14 protein-coding genes are annotated in these 16,755 nt (G+C 55.5%); all 14 read left to right on the top strand.

Features of this window, described 5'->3' with window-relative positions:
* The first annotated feature begins 73 nt into the window (after positions 1-73).
* The 14 genes from O1721_RS20335 (at position 74) to O1721_RS20270 (ending at position 16,743) form a co-directional block, all read left to right on the top strand.
* Positions 74-2,452: a DMSO/selenate family reductase complex A subunit gene (locus O1721_RS20335; protein ID WP_032649076.1), complete on the top strand. Its 2,379-nt coding sequence runs from the start codon at positions 74-76 to the stop codon at positions 2,450-2,452.
* Positions 2,449-3,078 carry a DMSO/selenate family reductase complex B subunit gene (locus O1721_RS20330; RefSeq protein WP_015572168.1) on the top strand — a complete coding sequence of 210 codons (630 nt, stop codon included), beginning with the start codon at positions 2,449-2,451 and terminating at the stop codon, positions 3,076-3,078. Before O1721_RS20335 ends, O1721_RS20330 begins: the two co-directional genes overlap by 4 nt.
* Complete coding sequence (locus O1721_RS20325) at positions 3,071-3,850, top strand: dimethyl sulfoxide reductase anchor subunit family protein (protein ID WP_032103986.1); 780 nt, start codon at positions 3,071-3,073, stop codon at positions 3,848-3,850. The genes O1721_RS20330 and O1721_RS20325 overlap by 8 nt, the downstream gene beginning before the upstream one ends.
* Positions 3,850-4,725 (top strand): 4Fe-4S binding protein, encoded by an 876-nt coding sequence (locus tag O1721_RS20320; RefSeq protein WP_032649074.1) that lies wholly within the window; start codon positions 3,850-3,852, stop codon positions 4,723-4,725. Before O1721_RS20325 ends, O1721_RS20320 begins: the two co-directional genes overlap by 1 nt.
* A gap of 124 nt (positions 4,726-4,849) precedes the next feature.
* Positions 4,850-5,281 (top strand): nucleoside-diphosphate kinase, encoded by a 432-nt coding sequence (gene ndk, locus O1721_RS20315; RefSeq protein ID WP_003860625.1) that lies wholly within the window; start codon positions 4,850-4,852, stop codon positions 5,279-5,281.
* A 147-nt stretch (positions 5,282-5,428) separates the two neighbouring features.
* Positions 5,429-6,595: a dual-specificity RNA methyltransferase RlmN gene (gene rlmN / locus O1721_RS20310; RefSeq protein ID WP_003860623.1), complete on the top strand. Its 1,167-nt coding sequence runs from the start codon at positions 5,429-5,431 to the stop codon at positions 6,593-6,595.
* A gap of 291 nt (positions 6,596-6,886) precedes the next feature.
* Positions 6,887-7,897 carry a cytoskeleton protein RodZ gene (rodZ, locus tag O1721_RS20305; protein ID WP_032649072.1) on the top strand — a complete coding sequence of 337 codons (1,011 nt, stop codon included), beginning with the start codon at positions 6,887-6,889 and terminating at the stop codon, positions 7,895-7,897.
* A gap of 26 nt (positions 7,898-7,923) precedes the next feature.
* Complete coding sequence (gene ispG / locus O1721_RS20300; RefSeq protein WP_017383528.1) at positions 7,924-9,042, top strand: flavodoxin-dependent (E)-4-hydroxy-3-methylbut-2-enyl-diphosphate synthase; 1,119 nt, start codon at positions 7,924-7,926, stop codon at positions 9,040-9,042.
* 81 nt (positions 9,043-9,123) lie between these two features.
* Positions 9,124-10,398, top strand: a complete 1,275-nt coding sequence (gene hisS, locus O1721_RS20295; RefSeq protein ID WP_032649069.1) for a histidine--tRNA ligase — start codon at positions 9,124-9,126, stop codon at positions 10,396-10,398.
* A 13-nt stretch (positions 10,399-10,411) separates the two neighbouring features.
* Entirely contained in the window at positions 10,412-11,032 is a 621-nt protein-coding gene (locus O1721_RS20290; protein ID WP_017383526.1) for a YfgM family protein, read from the top strand.
* A gap of 10 nt (positions 11,033-11,042) precedes the next feature.
* Entirely contained in the window at positions 11,043-12,221 is a 1,179-nt protein-coding gene (bamB, locus tag O1721_RS20285) for an outer membrane protein assembly factor BamB (protein WP_017383525.1), read from the top strand.
* A 112-nt stretch (positions 12,222-12,333) separates the two neighbouring features.
* Entirely contained in the window at positions 12,334-13,806 is a 1,473-nt protein-coding gene (der, locus tag O1721_RS20280) for a ribosome biogenesis GTPase Der (RefSeq protein WP_022648998.1), read from the top strand.
* 299 nt (positions 13,807-14,105) lie between these two features.
* A complete protein-coding gene (locus O1721_RS20275) occupies positions 14,106-15,647 on the top strand; it encodes a peptide MFS transporter (RefSeq protein ID WP_015572174.1) in 1,542 nt (513 codons plus the stop codon).
* A 61-nt stretch (positions 15,648-15,708) separates the two neighbouring features.
* Complete coding sequence (locus O1721_RS20270; RefSeq protein WP_032649067.1) at positions 15,709-16,743, top strand: Gfo/Idh/MocA family oxidoreductase; 1,035 nt, start codon at positions 15,709-15,711, stop codon at positions 16,741-16,743.
* Positions 16,744-16,755 lie beyond the last annotated feature (12 nt).

Here is a 16,755-nt window from a genome sequence, read left to right as displayed (position 1 = left end):
AGTTAGCTTGATAATTATCAATATTCGTTCCTGAAAAAAAACGAGAATGCGTTTTTATTTGAAGGAACGAGCAATGAAAAAAAATAAACATCAGGGAGAAGGGCTTATTCCCGCCATATCCCGGCGTCAGTTTATTCAGGCAGGGTCGGCGCTCGCCGCCCTGCCGTTTGTCGTCAAAACCGGCAAAGTACAGGCACAGGGCGCGGCGGTTTCAGACGCTACGCCTGAAGAAACAGTGGTGCAAACCTGTAGTACGTTTGACTGCGGCGGCAAATGTGATATTCGTGCTCACGTCAGTGATGGCGTTGTGACCCGAATTTCAACGCGTCCGGATAACGCGCTGGATCCGCAGATGCCAGTAATGCGCGCCTGCGTTCGTGGTCGGGCTTATCGGCAATTTGTTTATCACCCCGATCGACTGAAATATCCAATGAAACGCGTAGGTAAACGTGGCGAAGGAAAATTTGAGCGTATTACCTGGGATGAAGCCACCACCCTCATTGCGAATCAATTAAAAACTATTACGCAAAAATACGGTGCTGCGTCACGCTATGTTCATGTGGGCACCGCGGTGTCCGGCGGGACCTTTTCCGGCGATAAAATGGTTCGTCGTCTGCTCAACTTAACCGGCGGCTATCTCGAAAGCTATCACTCGGTCAGTATGGGTAACACGGCGGCGGCAACGCCGTATACCTATGGCACCGCCGCCAGCGGCAGCTCTCTGGACACGCTGCTGGATACCAAACTGGTCATTCTCTGGGGGCATAACCCGACGGAAACCATCTTCGGGCACAGCAACCACTTCTACCAGAAGATGAAGCAAAACGGCACGCGCTTCATTGTTGTCGACCCACGCTATTCCGATACGGTTTCCTCCCTTGCCGATCAGTGGATCCCGCTGCTTCCCACGACAGACAACGCCCTGATGGACGCGATGATGTATGTGATCGTCACGGAGAATCTGCACGATCGCGACTTTATTCAACGCTACACCCTGGGCTTTGACGAAGACGCCATGCCAGAGGGCGTTCCGGCCAATGAATCCCTGATGGCTTACCTGAGCGGTGCAAAGGATGGCGTGGCGAAAACGCCCGAGTGGGCAGAGAAAATCACTCACGTGCCTGCACAAACTATTCGTCAGCTGGCGCGCGACTACGCAACCACCAAACCTGCCGCGCTGATCCAGGGCTGGGGACCGCAGCGTCACAACTGCGGCGAGCGCACCGCGCGCGGCTCGACGATACTGGCCACGCTAACGGGTAACGTCGGGGTGAAAGGCGGCTGGGCAGCAGGCTATGGCGGCTGCGCAAACCGCAAATTTGCGGCCGGGCCAGAGATGCCGGACAACCCGGTCAACGCCAAAATTTCGGTCATGAACTGGGTCCAGGCCGCGGATGATGCTTCTAAGGTAACCGCGGAAGATGGCCTGAAGGATGCTGAGAAGCTGGACAGCAATATCCGCATCCTGTTCTCGCTGGCGGGCAATTATCTGGCTAACCAGAACCCGGATCTTCATCATGCAACCCGTGTCCTGGAAGACGAGTCGAAAATCGAGTTTATCGTCGCAAGCGATCTGTTTATGACGCCGAGCGCCAGATACGCCGACCTGCTTTTGCCGGAAACCAGCTTCATGGAACGCTGGAATATCGGCGAAACCTGGGGCACCGCAAGCTATCTGATCCTGTCAGAAAAGCTGATTGAACCTGAATTTGAACGCCGTTCAGACTACGACTGGCTACGGGAGGTCGCTGCTAAGCTTGGCGTCGAGCCAGCGTTCAGCGAGGGCCGTGACGAAAAAGCGTGGATTGAGCACATCTGGGAGCAGACGCGGCTGTCCATGCCGGATGAAAACCTGCCGGACTTCGCGACGCTACAGAAGACGCGTCAGCATCTTTTCAAAAGCGCGCCGTACGTTGCCTTTGAAGACAACATTCGCGATCCGCAGAATCATCCGTTCCAGACGCCGTCCGGAAAAATTGAGATCTTCTCGAAGCGTCTGTACGACATGCAGCACCCGGAAATCCCGGCGCTGTCGCACTACGTGCCAGCCCATGAAGGGCCGGAAGACGAGCTGGTCAAAACCTTCCCGCTCCAGCTGATCACCTGGAAAGGGAAAAACCGCGCTAACTCCACCCAGTACGCCAACCCGTGGTTAATTGAGGCGCAGCAGCAAAAGCTGTGGATCAACCCGCAGGATGCGCAAAAGCGCGGCATTGCGCAGGGGGATACCGTGCGTATTCATAACGCGCGCGGCATTTGTGAGATCCCGGCGGAGGTCACGCCGCGCATCATTCCAGGCGTGGTGGCCATGCAGGCAGGCGCCTGGTGGCAGCCGGACGCGCAGGGTATCGATAAAGGCGGCTGCGCAAACGTGCTCAGTTCCGCCCGTATTACCGCGCTTGCGAAAGGGAATTCCCATCAAACCATGCTGGTGGAGGTAGCTAAAGCATGAGTCAGTTTAAACATTACGCACCGGTGAGCGACAAACAGCTGGGTTTTTATATCGACTCTTCTCGCTGCTCGGGCTGCAAGGCATGCCAGGTGGCGTGCAAAGATAAAAACAACCTTGAGGTCGGACGTCGTTTCCGTCGCGTTTATGAAGTCAACGGCGGGAGTTTTATCCCGACCGGGCAGGGCGGCGTCAGCAACAACGTTTTTGCCTACACGCTCTCTATTTCCTGTAACCACTGCGCAGATCCTGTCTGCACCAAAAACTGTCCAACCACCGCGATGCATAAGCGTCCGGGGGACGGCATTGTGCGCGTTGATACTGATAAGTGTGTCGGCTGCGGCTACTGCGCATGGTCTTGCCCTTACGGCGCGCCACAGCTCAACGAGCAGACCGGGCAGATGTCCAAATGTGATTTCTGCGTGGATCTCCAGGCGAAGGGAGAGCAGCCCGTCTGTGTGGCAACCTGTCCACTCGAAGCGATTAAATTCGGGCCGATTGATGAACTGCGGGCGAAGTATGGTGCGGTCTGTGATGTGAAAGGCCTGCCTGATTCCTCCATCACCAAACCAAACCTGGTGATCAAAGCGCATCAGGGCGCAGAGAAAGAGGGGAAACGTCATGCATGAGTTACCACTGCTGATTTTTACGTTGTTCCTGCAAGGATCGGTTGGCGTTACGCTGTGGCTGGCGTTCGGAAGCACGCAACGCAGCGCGCTGCTGCCGGCAGCCGGAGCGTTTGTGCTGGCGAGTCTGGGGCTGCTCGCCTCCGCGCTGCACATGGGCTATCCGCTTAATGCTCTTAACGCGCTGCGCCACGTATCCAGCTCCTGGCTGAGTCGTGAGATTATCTTTGCCAGTCTTTATCTTGCGGCGCTTGGCTTCGCAACGCTGCTGATGTTTGTCAAAAAGCCAGGCTGGAAGCCACTGTTGGTTGTGGCAGGTCTGGTTGGTTTAGTCGACGTGTTCTGCATGGCGCAGATCTACATGCACGCATCCGTGGTGACATGGCAGCACGTTAACACGCTGGTGCTGTTTTTCGGTTCGGTGGGGATTATCGGCTCAGCCTGCATGGCCGTTGGGACGCGTTCCCAGACTACCGTGCGTGCGGCGGTTGTCATTATCACGCTGCTGGTGCTTGTGCGTCTGGTGATGCAGCCCGTCTGGCTGGCAGATATTACGGCTATGGACAACACCGTGGTGACGTTCCCTCACGCACCGCTACAGATGCTGGAGCAACTGCGAACCGTTCATCTGCTGAGCTGGTGCGTATCCGTTGCGGGTATGCTGTGCTTTGCTGCGGGCGGTCTGAAAGCGGCGCGATCTCCCATGCTGCTGGGAAGCGCATTGCTGATTGTCGGTGAGCTGATGCTGCGCTTCGTTTTCTTCAGTATTGGCTGATGGGTGGATTGACCTTTGCCCCGGCGATGGACGTGACGCATGCGTGCGTCCGTCGCCGTTTTCGCCACGCTTCCTGCCTCGCCTGCGCGGACGTCTGTCCTGTGCAGGCTTTTACTTTTACCGACTCAAGCGTCTCGGTTGATGACAGCCGCTGTATTGAATGCGGTGACTGCCTGTTCGTCTGCCCCGCTGAGGCCATCACCGGCATCACGCCGCGAAAACGCTTTCTGTGTGGCGATACGCTTGTTGGGCCGTTTACTGACCGTGCGCCAGGGGTGAATGAGCTTCTGCTGTGGCACGCGCAGTACCACGTTCGTTTTATCAGTATCGACGCGGAGCAGAATCCTGACTGGTTGCTGGCGATTGCCCGGCTGAATCTGGCGCTTCGCCGACGCGGTGAAGCGGCGTGGGCGTTTAAACATATACCCGTCAACGAGGTTAATACCGCCCGGCGTGCGCTGATGCACGTTCCCCGTGAGGATGTCCGGGCCTGTAGCGTCGTGCCCGGTCAGCGTGAACTGCGCAGGGCGTTTTCTGCGTTTAGCGAGGCAGAGATAACTCTCGATGCCAAATCCTGCATACTGTGCGGCGCGTGTTGGCGAAGTTGTATGGAAAACGCGATTCGGTTTGAGAACGCTGAACTGATCGTGGAAACCGGACGCTGTACGGGGTGCGGCGGCTGCGAAGCGGTATGCCAGCATGCGGCGGTAAACGTGACGCAAACAGAAGGAACAGCGAAAAGCGTGACCATACCGGCATATGAAGCCGTTTGCCTGACGTGCCACCGTCATTTCTGGTCATTTACGTCTGATGAAAAGCAGTGTCCGCTCTGTTTTCATCATCAACACGGTATGCGAAATACGAGCTGTTGCTAATCTTCGTCTCATTTTAAAAAAATGTTATGCATAACCATAGGCAATGGCGCTATTGCTCTTTATAATCCGCGCCACACCATACTCAGGTATGCAAAAACAACAGAACATTTTACAGAGGTTATCAATGGCTATTGAACGTACTTTTTCCATCATCAAACCAAACGCGGTGGCAAAAAACGTTATTGGCAGCATCTTCGCTCGCTTTGAATCAGCAGGGTTTAAGATCGTTGGCACCAAAATGCTGCACCTGACCGTTGAGCAGGCTCGCGGTTTTTACGCTGAGCACGAAGGTCGCCCATTCTTTGATGGTCTGGTCGAGTTCATGACCTCTGGCCCAATCGTGGTATCCGTACTGGAAGGCGAAAACGCGGTACAGCGTCACCGCGATCTGCTGGGTGCAACCAACCCGGACAACGCGCTGGCAGGTACTCTGCGCGCCGACTATGCAGACAGCTTCACCGAGAACGGCACCCACGGTTCCGACTCTGTTGAATCTGCTGCGCGCGAAATCGCGTTCTTCTTCGCTGAAGGCGAAGTGTGCCCGCGCACTCGCTAATAATTTCGTAAATGCCGCGTGCAAACGTGGCATCCCTGCGCCAGACTTTGTACAATGCAACGCCCCGGACGAGCAGACTGCTTACCGGGGCGTTTCTTTTCAACCCACCAAGGGCCACAACGTGTAACAACGAGGCCGGAAAAAATTATGTCTGAATTAGTGAATACCTCCGAAGTCGCCATTCCTGCGGTTCCCAATAAAAATGGAAAAATTAACCTGCTGGACCTGAACCGTCAGCAGATGCGCGAGTTCTTTAAAGAGATGGGCGAGAAGCCATTTCGTGCCGATCAGGTCATGAAATGGATGTACCACTATTGCAGCGACAACTTTGATGACATGACGGACATCAACAAAGTGCTGCGCAATAAGCTTAAAGAAGTGGCGGAAATCCGCGCACCGGAAGTGGTGGAAGAGCAGCGCTCTTCAGATGGCACCATCAAGTGGGCCATTGCCGTTGGCGATCAGCGCGTTGAAACCGTGTATATCCCGGAAGACGATCGCGCCACGCTGTGCGTCTCTTCTCAGGTGGGCTGTGCGCTGGAGTGCAAATTCTGCTCTACGGCGCAGCAGGGCTTTAACCGTAACCTGCGCGTGTCGGAAATTATCGGCCAGGTCTGGCGTGCGGCGAAAATTGTGGGCGCGGCGAAAGTCACCGGTACACGTCCAATCACCAACGTGGTGATGATGGGGATGGGTGAACCGCTGCTCAACCTGACCAACGTCGTTCCGGCGATGGAAATCATGCTCGACGATTTCGGTTTTGGTCTGTCCAAGCGCCGCGTTACGCTCTCTACTTCCGGCGTTGTGCCTGCGCTGGACAAACTGGGCGACATGATTGACGTTGCGCTGGCCATCTCCCTTCACGCGCCAAACGACGCCATCCGTGACGAAATTGTGCCGATCAACAAAAAGTACAATATCGAAACCTTCCTGGCTGGCGTGCGCCGTTACCTGGAGAAATCCAACGCTAACCAGGGCCGCGTGACCATTGAATACGTGATGCTGGATCATGTTAACGACGGTACCGAGCATGCACACGAGCTGGCTGAACTGCTGAAAGATACGCCATGTAAGATCAACCTGATCCCATGGAACCCGTTCCCGGGCGCGCCGTATGGCCGTAGCTCGAACAGCCGTATCGATCGCTTCTCAAAAGTGCTGATGGAGTATGGTTTCACCACCATCGTTCGTAAAACGCGTGGCGATGATATCGACGCAGCCTGTGGTCAGCTGGCGGGTGACGTTATTGACCGTACCAAACGTACGCTGCGTAAGCGCATGCAGGGTGAGTCGATCGCGGTCAAAACCGTTTGATTATTATGCAGACACGGCGCGTTTTTTGCGCCGTGAAGCATTAATTTACTGAATATTCAGTCACAATCATTATGACTGATTAATAATTACGGTGCGTTTCATACGACTTTCGGGCAGTATGTAACGACGTAACAACAGTTTAGCGTGAAGGCCTGCCAGCGCTGTCATCTGCGGCCCGACAGTCTTATACTGTTTGTTCCAGGTTAACTGACCTAAAGTTTCGCGGTGCGGGTGGCATTGTGACTCACCGGCACCTGAACCCTTATTTTCACGTACCAGTAGTTGTAGCGAATGAATACTGAAGCCACTCACGATCAAAATGCAGCACTCTCCACTGGCGTTCGTCTTCGCAACGCCCGTGAACAACTCGGACTCAGCCAGCAAGCCGTTGCAGAACGCCTGTGCCTGAAGGTTTCCACCGTTCGCGATATTGAAGAAGATAAGGCACCCGCCGATCTGGCTTCAACGTTTCTGCGCGGTTATATCCGTTCTTACGCCAAACTGGTTCATATCCCTGAAGACGAATTACTGCCGATGATGGAGAAGCAGGCGCCTGTGCGTGCGGCAAAAGTTGCGCCGATGCAGAGCTTCTCTCTGGGTAAACGTCGTAAAAAACGCGATGGCTGGCTGATGAGCTTTACCTGGCTGGTCCTGTTCGTGGTTGTCGGCCTGACGGGCGCATGGTGGTGGCAAAACCACAAAGCGCAGCAGGAAGAGATCACGACGATGGCCGATCAGTCCTCCGCTGAGCTCAATCAGTCTGGTAATAACGGCGCGCAAAGCGTGCCGCTGAGCACCGAAGGAGCTGCGACCTCCAGCGAACCTCAAGCGGCAGCAAGCAGCACGCCTGCAACCGAGCCAGCGACGACGCCAGAAGCGACGGCGAATACCGCACCAGCCACCCAGGCCCAGGATCAGAACGCGGTCGTATCACCTTCACAGGCCAATGTTGATACCGCCCCTGCGGCAACGGCACCGGCAGATAACACCGCGGCGTCACTGCCAACTGACCCGGCGGGTACGGCGGCACCTGCCGTTGACCCGAATGCGCTGGTGATGAATTTCACGGCGGATTGCTGGCTGGAAGTGACTGATGCGACAGGTAAAAAGCTGTTCAGCGGCCTGCAACGTAAAGATGGCACGTTAAATCTAACGGGCCAGGCACCTTACAAGCTTAAAATCGGCGCACCGGCAGCGGTACAGATCCAGTATCAAGGAAAACCTGTCGATCTGAGCCGCTTTATCAGAACTAACCAGGTTGCGCGTCTTACCGTTAATGCCGAACAATCAGCAGCACAGTAACAGACGGGCAATGCGGGAGATTTTACATGCATAACCAGGCTCCTATTCAACGTAGAAAATCGAAACGGATTTACGTTGGGAACGTGCCAGTCGGCGATGGGGCGCCTATCGCCGTCCAGTCGATGACCAATACGCGTACTACGGATGTAGAAGCGACGGTCAATCAAATCAAAGCATTAGAACGCGTAGGCGCGGACATTGTTCGCGTCTCTGTACCGACCATGGATGCCGCCGAGGCGTTCAAACTGATCAAGCAGCAGGTGAGCGTTCCGCTGGTTGCCGATATTCACTTCGATTACCGTATCGCGCTGAAAGTCGCTGAATATGGTGTCGATTGCCTGCGTATTAACCCAGGCAACATCGGCAACGAAGAGCGCATTCGCATGGTGGTTGACTGCGCCCGCGACAAAAACATTCCAATCCGTATCGGCGTGAACGCTGGCTCTCTGGAAAAAGATCTCCAGGAAAAGTACGGTGAGCCGACGCCGCAGGCGCTGCTCGAATCCGCAATGCGTCACGTCGATCATCTGGATCGCCTTAACTTCGATCAGTTTAAAGTGAGCGTGAAAGCGTCTGACGTCTTCCTGGCCGTTGAATCGTATCGTCTGCTGGCAAAACAGATCGATCAGCCGCTCCACCTTGGGATCACCGAGGCGGGCGGTCTGCGCAGCGGTTCGGTAAAATCGGCGATTGGTCTCGGCCTGCTGCTCTCTGAAGGCATCGGCGACACGTTACGCGTCTCCCTGGCCGCCGATCCGGTGGAAGAGATCAAAGTCGGTTTCGACATCCTGAAATCACTGCGTATCCGCGCGCGTGGGATCAACTTCATTGCCTGCCCAACCTGTTCACGTCAGGAGTTTGACGTGATCGGCACCGTGAATGCTCTGGAGCAGCGCCTGGAAGACATCATCACCCCAATGGACGTTTCCATCATCGGCTGCGTGGTGAACGGTCCGGGTGAAGCGCTGGTGTCCACGCTGGGCGTGACCGGCGGTAACAAGAAAAGTGGTCTCTATGAAGATGGCGTTCGTAAAGATCGTCTGGATAATAGTGATATGATCGACCAGCTCGAAGCCCGGATTCGCGCGAAAGCGACGATGATGGACGAAGCGAAGCGCATCAGCGTTCAGCAGGTTGAAAAATAACGTGATGGGAAGCAGGCTGCTTCCCATGTATGATTGAACCCATTCTTTGGGTTCTTTTTTGTATATAGAAAGAGAATAAACGTGGCAAAAAACATTCAAGCCATCCGCGGCATGAACGATTATCTGCCTGGCGAAACCGCCATCTGGCAGCGCATTGAAGGCACACTGAAGCAGGTGCTCGGCAGCTACGGTTACAGCGAAATTCGTTTGCCGATTGTAGAGCAGACCCCGTTATTCAAACGCGCGATCGGCGAAGTAACCGACGTGGTTGAAAAAGAGATGTACACCTTTGAGGACCGCAACGGCGACAGCCTGACTCTGCGTCCTGAGGGGACGGCGGGTTGCGTACGCGCCGGCATCGAACATGGTCTCCTGTACAATCAGGAGCAGCGCCTGTGGTATATCGGCCCGATGTTCCGCCACGAACGTCCGCAAAAAGGCCGCTACCGTCAGTTCAACCAGCTTGGCGTGGAAGTGTTTGGTCTGCAAGGACCAGATATTGATGCCGAACTGATTATGCTTACTGCCCGCTGGTGGCGTGCGCTCGGTATTTCTGAGCACGTTTCCCTGGAGCTGAACTCTATCGGTTCTCTGGAAGCGCGTGCGAACTATCGCGATGCGCTGGTGGCGTTCCTGGAACAGCACAAAGAGAAGCTCGACGAAGACTGTAAGCGTCGTATGTACAGCAACCCGCTGCGCGTACTCGATTCCAAAAATCCTGACGTACAGGCGCTGCTGAACGATGCGCCAGCGCTGGGTGACTACCTGGATGAGGATTCCCGCGAACACTTTGCCGGCCTGTGCAAGCTGCTTGAAGCGGCGGGCATTGTTTATACCGTTAACCAGCGTCTGGTGCGCGGTCTGGACTACTACAACCGCACCGTATTTGAGTGGGTCACCACCAGCCTCGGTTCGCAGGGCACCGTCTGTGCCGGCGGTCGTTATGACGGTCTGGTCGAACAACTGGGTGGTCGCGCAGCACCGGCTGTAGGCTTCGCGATGGGCCTTGAGCGACTTGTTTTGCTGGTTCAGGCAGTTAATCCGGAATTTAAAGCCGATCCTGTTGTCGATATATACCTGGTGGCCTCAGGTGCGGATACGCAGTCTGCGGCGATGCAGCTTGCCGAACGCGTGCGCGATGCGCTGCCGGACGTTAAGCTGATGACCAACCACGGCGGCGGCAACTTTAAAAAACAGTTTGCTCGTGCCGATAAGTGGGGCGCAAGTATCGCACTGGTGCTGGGTGAGTCCGAAGTGGCCAACGGCGAAGTGGTAGTCAAAGACCTGCGCTCTGGTGAGCAAACTACGGTAACGCAGGATGGCGTTGCGGCGCACTTGCGCACTCTATTGGGCTAAGGAGAAGGACTGCGTGGAAATTTACGAGAACGAACACGACCAGGTTGATGCGGTTAAGCGCTTCTTTGCTGAAAACGGCAAGGCACTGGTTGTAGGGGTTATTTTAGGTGTTGGTGCGCTGGTAGGCTGGCGTTACTGGAACAATCATCAGGCTGACTCTGCTCGCGGTTCGTCCCTGAACTACGAAAATACCGTTAGCGCAATCCGTGCCGATCAGCCGCAAACGCTGACAGCTGCGGAGAAATTTGCCGCTGACAACAAAAACACCTACGGCGCGCTGGCTGCGCTGGAAGTGGCTCAGCAGTATGTTGATAAAAACGAACTGGACAAAGCCGCTGCGCAACTGTCTCAGGGGCTTGCTGCTGCCAGTGACGAAAATCTGAAAGCGGTGATCAATCTGCGTCTGGCGCGTATCCAGGTTCAGCAGAAAAAAGCCGACGACGCGCTGAAAACGCTTGATACCATCAAAGGCGAAGGCTTTGCCGCTATTGTTGCCGATCTTCGCGGTGAAGCACTGCTGAGTAAAGGTGATAAAGCGGGCGCGCGTAAAGCGTGGCAAGCTGGCGTGGATAGTAAAGCTTCACCTGCGCTGAGCGAAATGATGCAGATGAAAATAAATAATTTGTCCGTCTGAGAGGGACCCAATGCAATTGCGTAAATTACTTCTGCCAGGACTGCTTTCTGTTACGTTATTGAGTGGTTGTTCACTGTTCAGTGGCGAAGAAGACGTTGTTAAAATGTCCCCGCTGCCGACGGTTGAAAACCAGTTCACCCCATCCACCGCCTGGGACACCTCTGTGGGAGATGGTATTGGCGATTTTTATTCCAACCTGCACCCGGCATTTGCTGACGGCGTTGTCTATGCGGCCGATCGCAAAGGCACCGTTAAAGCGCTGAACGCTGATGACGGAAAAGAAGTGTGGTCCATTAACCTGGCGGAAAAAGACGGCTGGTTCTCCCGTAAACCTGCACTGCTTTCTGGCGGCCTGACCGTTGCTGGCGGTCACGTGTATGTGGGCAGCGAAAAAGCGCAGGTTTACGCGCTGAATGCCAGCGACGGTTCGGTTGCATGGCAGACCACCGTTGCCGGTGAATCCTTGTCGCGTCCGGTTGTCAGCGACGGCCTGGTGCTGATCCATACCAGCAACGGCCAGTTGCAGGCGCTGAACGAAGCCGATGGTCTGGTAAAATGGACGGTTAACTTGGATATGCCAGCGCTGTCTCTGCGTGGTGAATCTGCTCCGGCGACCGCCTTTGGCGCCGCCATTGTGGGCGGTGACAACGGCCGTGTCAGCGCGGTACTGATGCAGCAGGGCCAGATGATCTGGCAGCAGCGTATTTCCCAGGCGACCGGTTCAACTGAAATTGACCGTCTGAGTGACGTGGACACCACGCCAGTTATCGTCGACGGTGTGGTTTACGCGCTGGCGTACAACGGCAACCTGACGGCGCTGGACCTGCGTAGCGGCCAGATCATGTGGAAACGTGAGCTGGGTTCCGTGAACGATTTCATCGTCGACGGCAACCGTATTTATATGGTGGATCAGAACGACCGTCTGCTGGCGCTGAGCACCGAAGGTGGCGTGACGCTGTGGACGCAGAGCGATCTGCTGCACCGTCTGCTGACCGCACCAGCACTGTATAACGGCAGCCTGGTGGTGGGCGACAGCGAAGGCTATATGCACTGGATCGATCCAGAGAATGGTCGCTTCGTGGCACAGCAGAAAGTGGATAGCTCAGGCTTCCTGACGGAGCCCGTTGTGGCTGACGGCAAACTGCTGATTCAGGCAAAAGACGGCACGCTGTACGCGATCACGCGTTAATTACACGGCGGTTGTAGTATACTAAACGGCTCCTGTTCACTCAGGAGCCGTTTTGACATTTTTAAAAACGCTGCGAAAGCGACGTTATTTTGAATTTTATGAGGCTTCAAACATGGTACCTGTGGTCGCGCTTGTCGGGCGCCCTAACGTTGGAAAATCCACTCTTTTTAACCGTTTAACACGCACCCGTGATGCGCTGGTTGCGGATTTCCCGGGGCTGACGCGTGACCGTAAGTACGGTCGTGCAGAGGTGGAAGGACGCGAGTTCATCTGTATCGATACCGGGGGTATTGACGGTACGGAAGACGGCGTAGAAACCCGCATGGCAGAGCAATCTCTGCTGGCTATCGAAGAAGCGGATGTGGTTCTGTTTATGGTGGATGCTCGCGCTGGCCTGATGCCCGCGGATTCTGCTATTGCTAAACATCTGCGTTCACGCGAAAAGCCTACCTTCCTGGTGGCGAACAAAACTGACGGCATCGATGCCGATCAGGCTGTTGCGGATTTCTGGTCTTTAGGCCTGGGCGATATTTATCCTATCGCGGCCTCGCATGGTCGTGGCGTCACCAGCCTGCTGGAAACCGTTCTGCTGCCGTGGGTAGATGAAGTGAACCCGCCGGAAGAGGTGGACGAGGACGCTGAATACTGGGCGCAGTTTGAAGCCGGAGAGGAAGGCGAGGAAGAGCCGGAAGACGACTTCAACCCGCAGGATCTGCCTATCAAGCTGGCTATCGTGGGTCGCCCAAACGTAGGTAAGTCTACGCTTACTAACCGTATTCTCGGTGAAGAGCGCGTGGTGGTTTACGACATGCCAGGCACAACGCGTGACAGCATTTACATTCCAATGCAGCGCGATGAACGTGAGTACGTACTTATCGACACCGCAGGGGTGCGTAAGCGTGGGAAAATCACCGATGTGGTAGAAAAATTCTCGGTGATCAAAACCCTTCAGGCGATTGAAGACGCCAACGTGGTGCTGCTGGTCATCGACGCACGTGAAGGTATCTCCGATCAGGATCTCTCTCTGCTCGGCTTTATCCTCAATAGTGGGCGCTCACTGGTTATCGTCGTCAACAAGTGGGACGGCCTGAGCAATGAAGTGCGCGAGCAGGTGAAAGAGACGCTGGACTTCCGTCTGGGCTTTATCGACTTTGCCCGCGTTCACTTCATCTCTGCCCTGCACGGGAGTGGTGTTGGCAACTTGTTCGAATCCGTTCGTGAAGCCTATGACAGCTCTACCCGCCGTCAGAGCACGGCGATGCTGACCCGTATCATGAACATGGCTGCTGAAGACCACCAGCCGCCGCTGGTGCGCGGTCGTCGCGTGAAGTTGAAATATGCTCACGCCGGGGGGTATAACCCGCCTATCGTGGTGATCCACGGTAACCAGGTGAAGGATCTGCCGGACTCCTACAAACGCTACCTGATGAACTACTTCCGCAAGTCGCTGGACGTGATGGGTACGCCTATCCGTATTCAGTTCAAGGAAGGGGAGAACCCGTTTGCGAATAAACGCAACACCCTGACGCCGAACCAGATGCGTAAGCGTAAGCGTTTGATTAAGCACATTAAGAAAAGCAAATAATTCTTACCGAACTCACTAAAACCCGCGCCTGTCGCGGGTTTTTTTCGCCCATTCAAAAGGCCTGCCTTCCCTGTGTGATGTCAATCACTATTCGCTTTTAACCATGTTTATATCTAAGAAAGTAGACAATCATCGAATTTTCGTCTTAAAGTCCAGGGTTCGGTACTAGACAAAACTAGCGCCTGGTTATCAAATGGTTAACCAACATTTCGCCGCATGTAAAAAATCGATCGGATACGTAACCGTTCGGCGTACATGCTGGTGTTTACAAGCACGACACATACCTTTTCGGGAGAATTATGCAATCCTCTGTTAATCAAAAAGAGAGCCGAACCTTCTTCGGCCATCCTTATCCGCTCGGTTCGCTGTTCTTCACCGAGATGTGGGAGCGTTTTTCGTTTTACGGTATTCGCCCGCTACTGATTCTGTTTATGGCCGCCACCGTCTATGACGGCGGGATGGGCCTGGCGCGTGAAAACGCCTCGGCGATTGTCGGCATCTTTGCCGGCACCATGTACCTCGCTGCGCTGCCGGGCGGCTGGCTGGCGGATAACTGGCTCGGCCAGCAGCGGGCCGTCTGGTACGGTTCGATTTTGATTGCGCTCGGGCACCTGTCGATCGCCCTGTCGGCCATTATGGGCGACAACCTGTTCTTCATCGGCCTGATGTTTATCGTGCTCGGCTCCGGCCTGTTCAAGACCTGTATCTCGGTCATGGTCGGCACCCTGTATAAAAAAGGCGATGCGCGTCGTGACGGCGGTTTCTCGCTGTTCTATATGGGCATCAACATGGGCTCGTTCATTGCCCCTCTGATTTCCGGCTGGCTGATTAAAACCCACGGCTGGCACTGGGGCTTTGGTATCGGTGGTATCGGGATGCTGGTCGCCCTGATTATCTTCCGCGTGTTTGCCGTTCCGGCCATGAAGCGCTACGACAGTGAAGTCGGTCTGGACTCCACCTGGAACAGTCCGGTAGTGAAACGTAACGGCGTGGGTGCCTGGCTGCTGGCGCTGGCTGTGGGTGTTGCAATCATCGTAACGTTGATTGCCCAGGGCGTGATTGTGATTAATCCGGTCGCGGTCGCCAGCGTGTTGGTGTATGTGATTGCCGCCTCCGTCGCGCTCTACTTCATCTATCTGTTCATCTTCGCCGGGCTGAATCGCAAAGAGCGCGCAAGGCTGCTGGTGTGCTTTATTCTGCTGGTCTCCGCCGCGTTCTTCTGGTCCGCGTTCGAGCAGAAGCCAACCTCCTTCAACCTGTTCGCCAACGACTACACTAACCGCATGATCGGTGATTTTGAGATCCCGGCGGTGTGGTTCCAGTCGATCAATGCCCTGTTCATCATTCTGCTGGCCCCGGTATTTAGCTGGGCATGGCCGAAGCTGGCGAGCAAAAACATTCGTCCGAGCAGCATCACCAAGTTCGTGATCGGTATTCTGTGCGCGGCGGCGGGCTTTGGCCTGATGATGCTGGCGGCGCAGAACGTGCTGAGCAACGGTGGGGCAGGGGTTTCTCCGTTCTGGCTGGTGGGCAGTATCCTGATGCTGACGCTCGGGGAACTGTGCCTGAGTCCGATTGGTCTGGCGACCATGACCCTGCTGGCGCCGGAGAGAATGCGCGGCCAGATGATGGGCCTGTGGTTCTGCGCCAGTGCGCTGGGTAACCTGGCTGCGGGGCTGATTGGTGGTCACGTGAAGGCCGACCAGCTGGATATGCTGCCAGACCTCTTTGCCCGTTGCTCCATTGCGCTGCTGATTTGTGCTGCGGTGCTGATCGTCCTCATTGTTCCGGTGCGCCGCATGCTGGAAAATGCGCAGACTAAACCGGCCGCTAACGCCTGATAAGCCTCGACCTTGCCGGGGTGGCGTTATGCCCCGGCAATTGACTTAACGAGGTAAGAACATGCTGTTAGGGTTTGTTGGGCTTGGTGCTGTGGTTGAAACGGCTTACTTACCGGCAATACGAAATCTTTTTCCTGATACTCCGCGCTGTTTAGGTTTTGATATTTATCCCGAGAAGCAGCCTGAAGGGGTCACACGTTGCGCGTCGCTCGGTGAACTTCTTTCCCACCCGCTGGATACCCTGTTTATCACCACTTCCTCCCTGTACCATCTCGAGGTACTTGAGCAGGCGCTGGCCTCACCCGCGTCGCGTATTGTGGTAGAAAAACCGATTGTCGCCACGCTGCCCCAAATTGAAAAACTGAAAGCGCTGCTGGCTCAACCGGGAGCCGCCGACCGCGTGCTGGCGCTCGATCACTGGATGGCGCGTCTCGATAGCGTAAAGCAATCACTGGTCGCTCATGTTTCTGACATCGTCAAAATCGAAGGCTTTTTGCAGGAGCCAAGCGGGTATAACGCCGAAGGAGAGCCCATTGCGCTCAACTTCGCCACCGGCGAGCCAGACGCGCGAACGCTTCGCCATCCAGATGGTGTGATTCTGGATATCGGTACGCACGTGCTGGCGATGCTGCGTGAAACGGTGCGTTACCTGGGCGGCAGTGACGATATGACGTTGCAGGTGGTGACAGCAAAAGACCGCCTGGACCGCGAAATCGCAACGGGCGATCTGACCACGGCGGAAGGCGAGGCGCATTTGCAGGGAAGCATCAGCGGCGTGCCGGTGGACATCTGGCTTAACAAATACGCGGGACCTGCGGGTGGGCAAAAGGGATTACGCTTCCATTTGCGCGACGGGCGTATCGTCAGCCACGACCGACGCGGCGCAGAAGATGTGCTGGAGCTGATTAAGGGTAAAGAAATTCAGCGCTGGCATATTCCCGGTACGATCTACGAGCATTGCCTTGCGGAGCATATTCTGGGGGCAAAAAGTCTCTTTGAACGGGATCCGCACCAGGTGAGCCGCACGACGCGCCGGAGGGTCGAGGAGGTGACGCTGCTGCTGACCTTACAGCAACAGTTGCGTGGCCCGCACTGAACGCGACGTGGT

The organism is Enterobacter cloacae complex sp. HYC033_NIDB (genome assembly GCF_056673335.1).
Note: the sequence above shows the minus strand (reverse complement) of the source record. Positions and strands in the feature narration are given on the sequence as shown.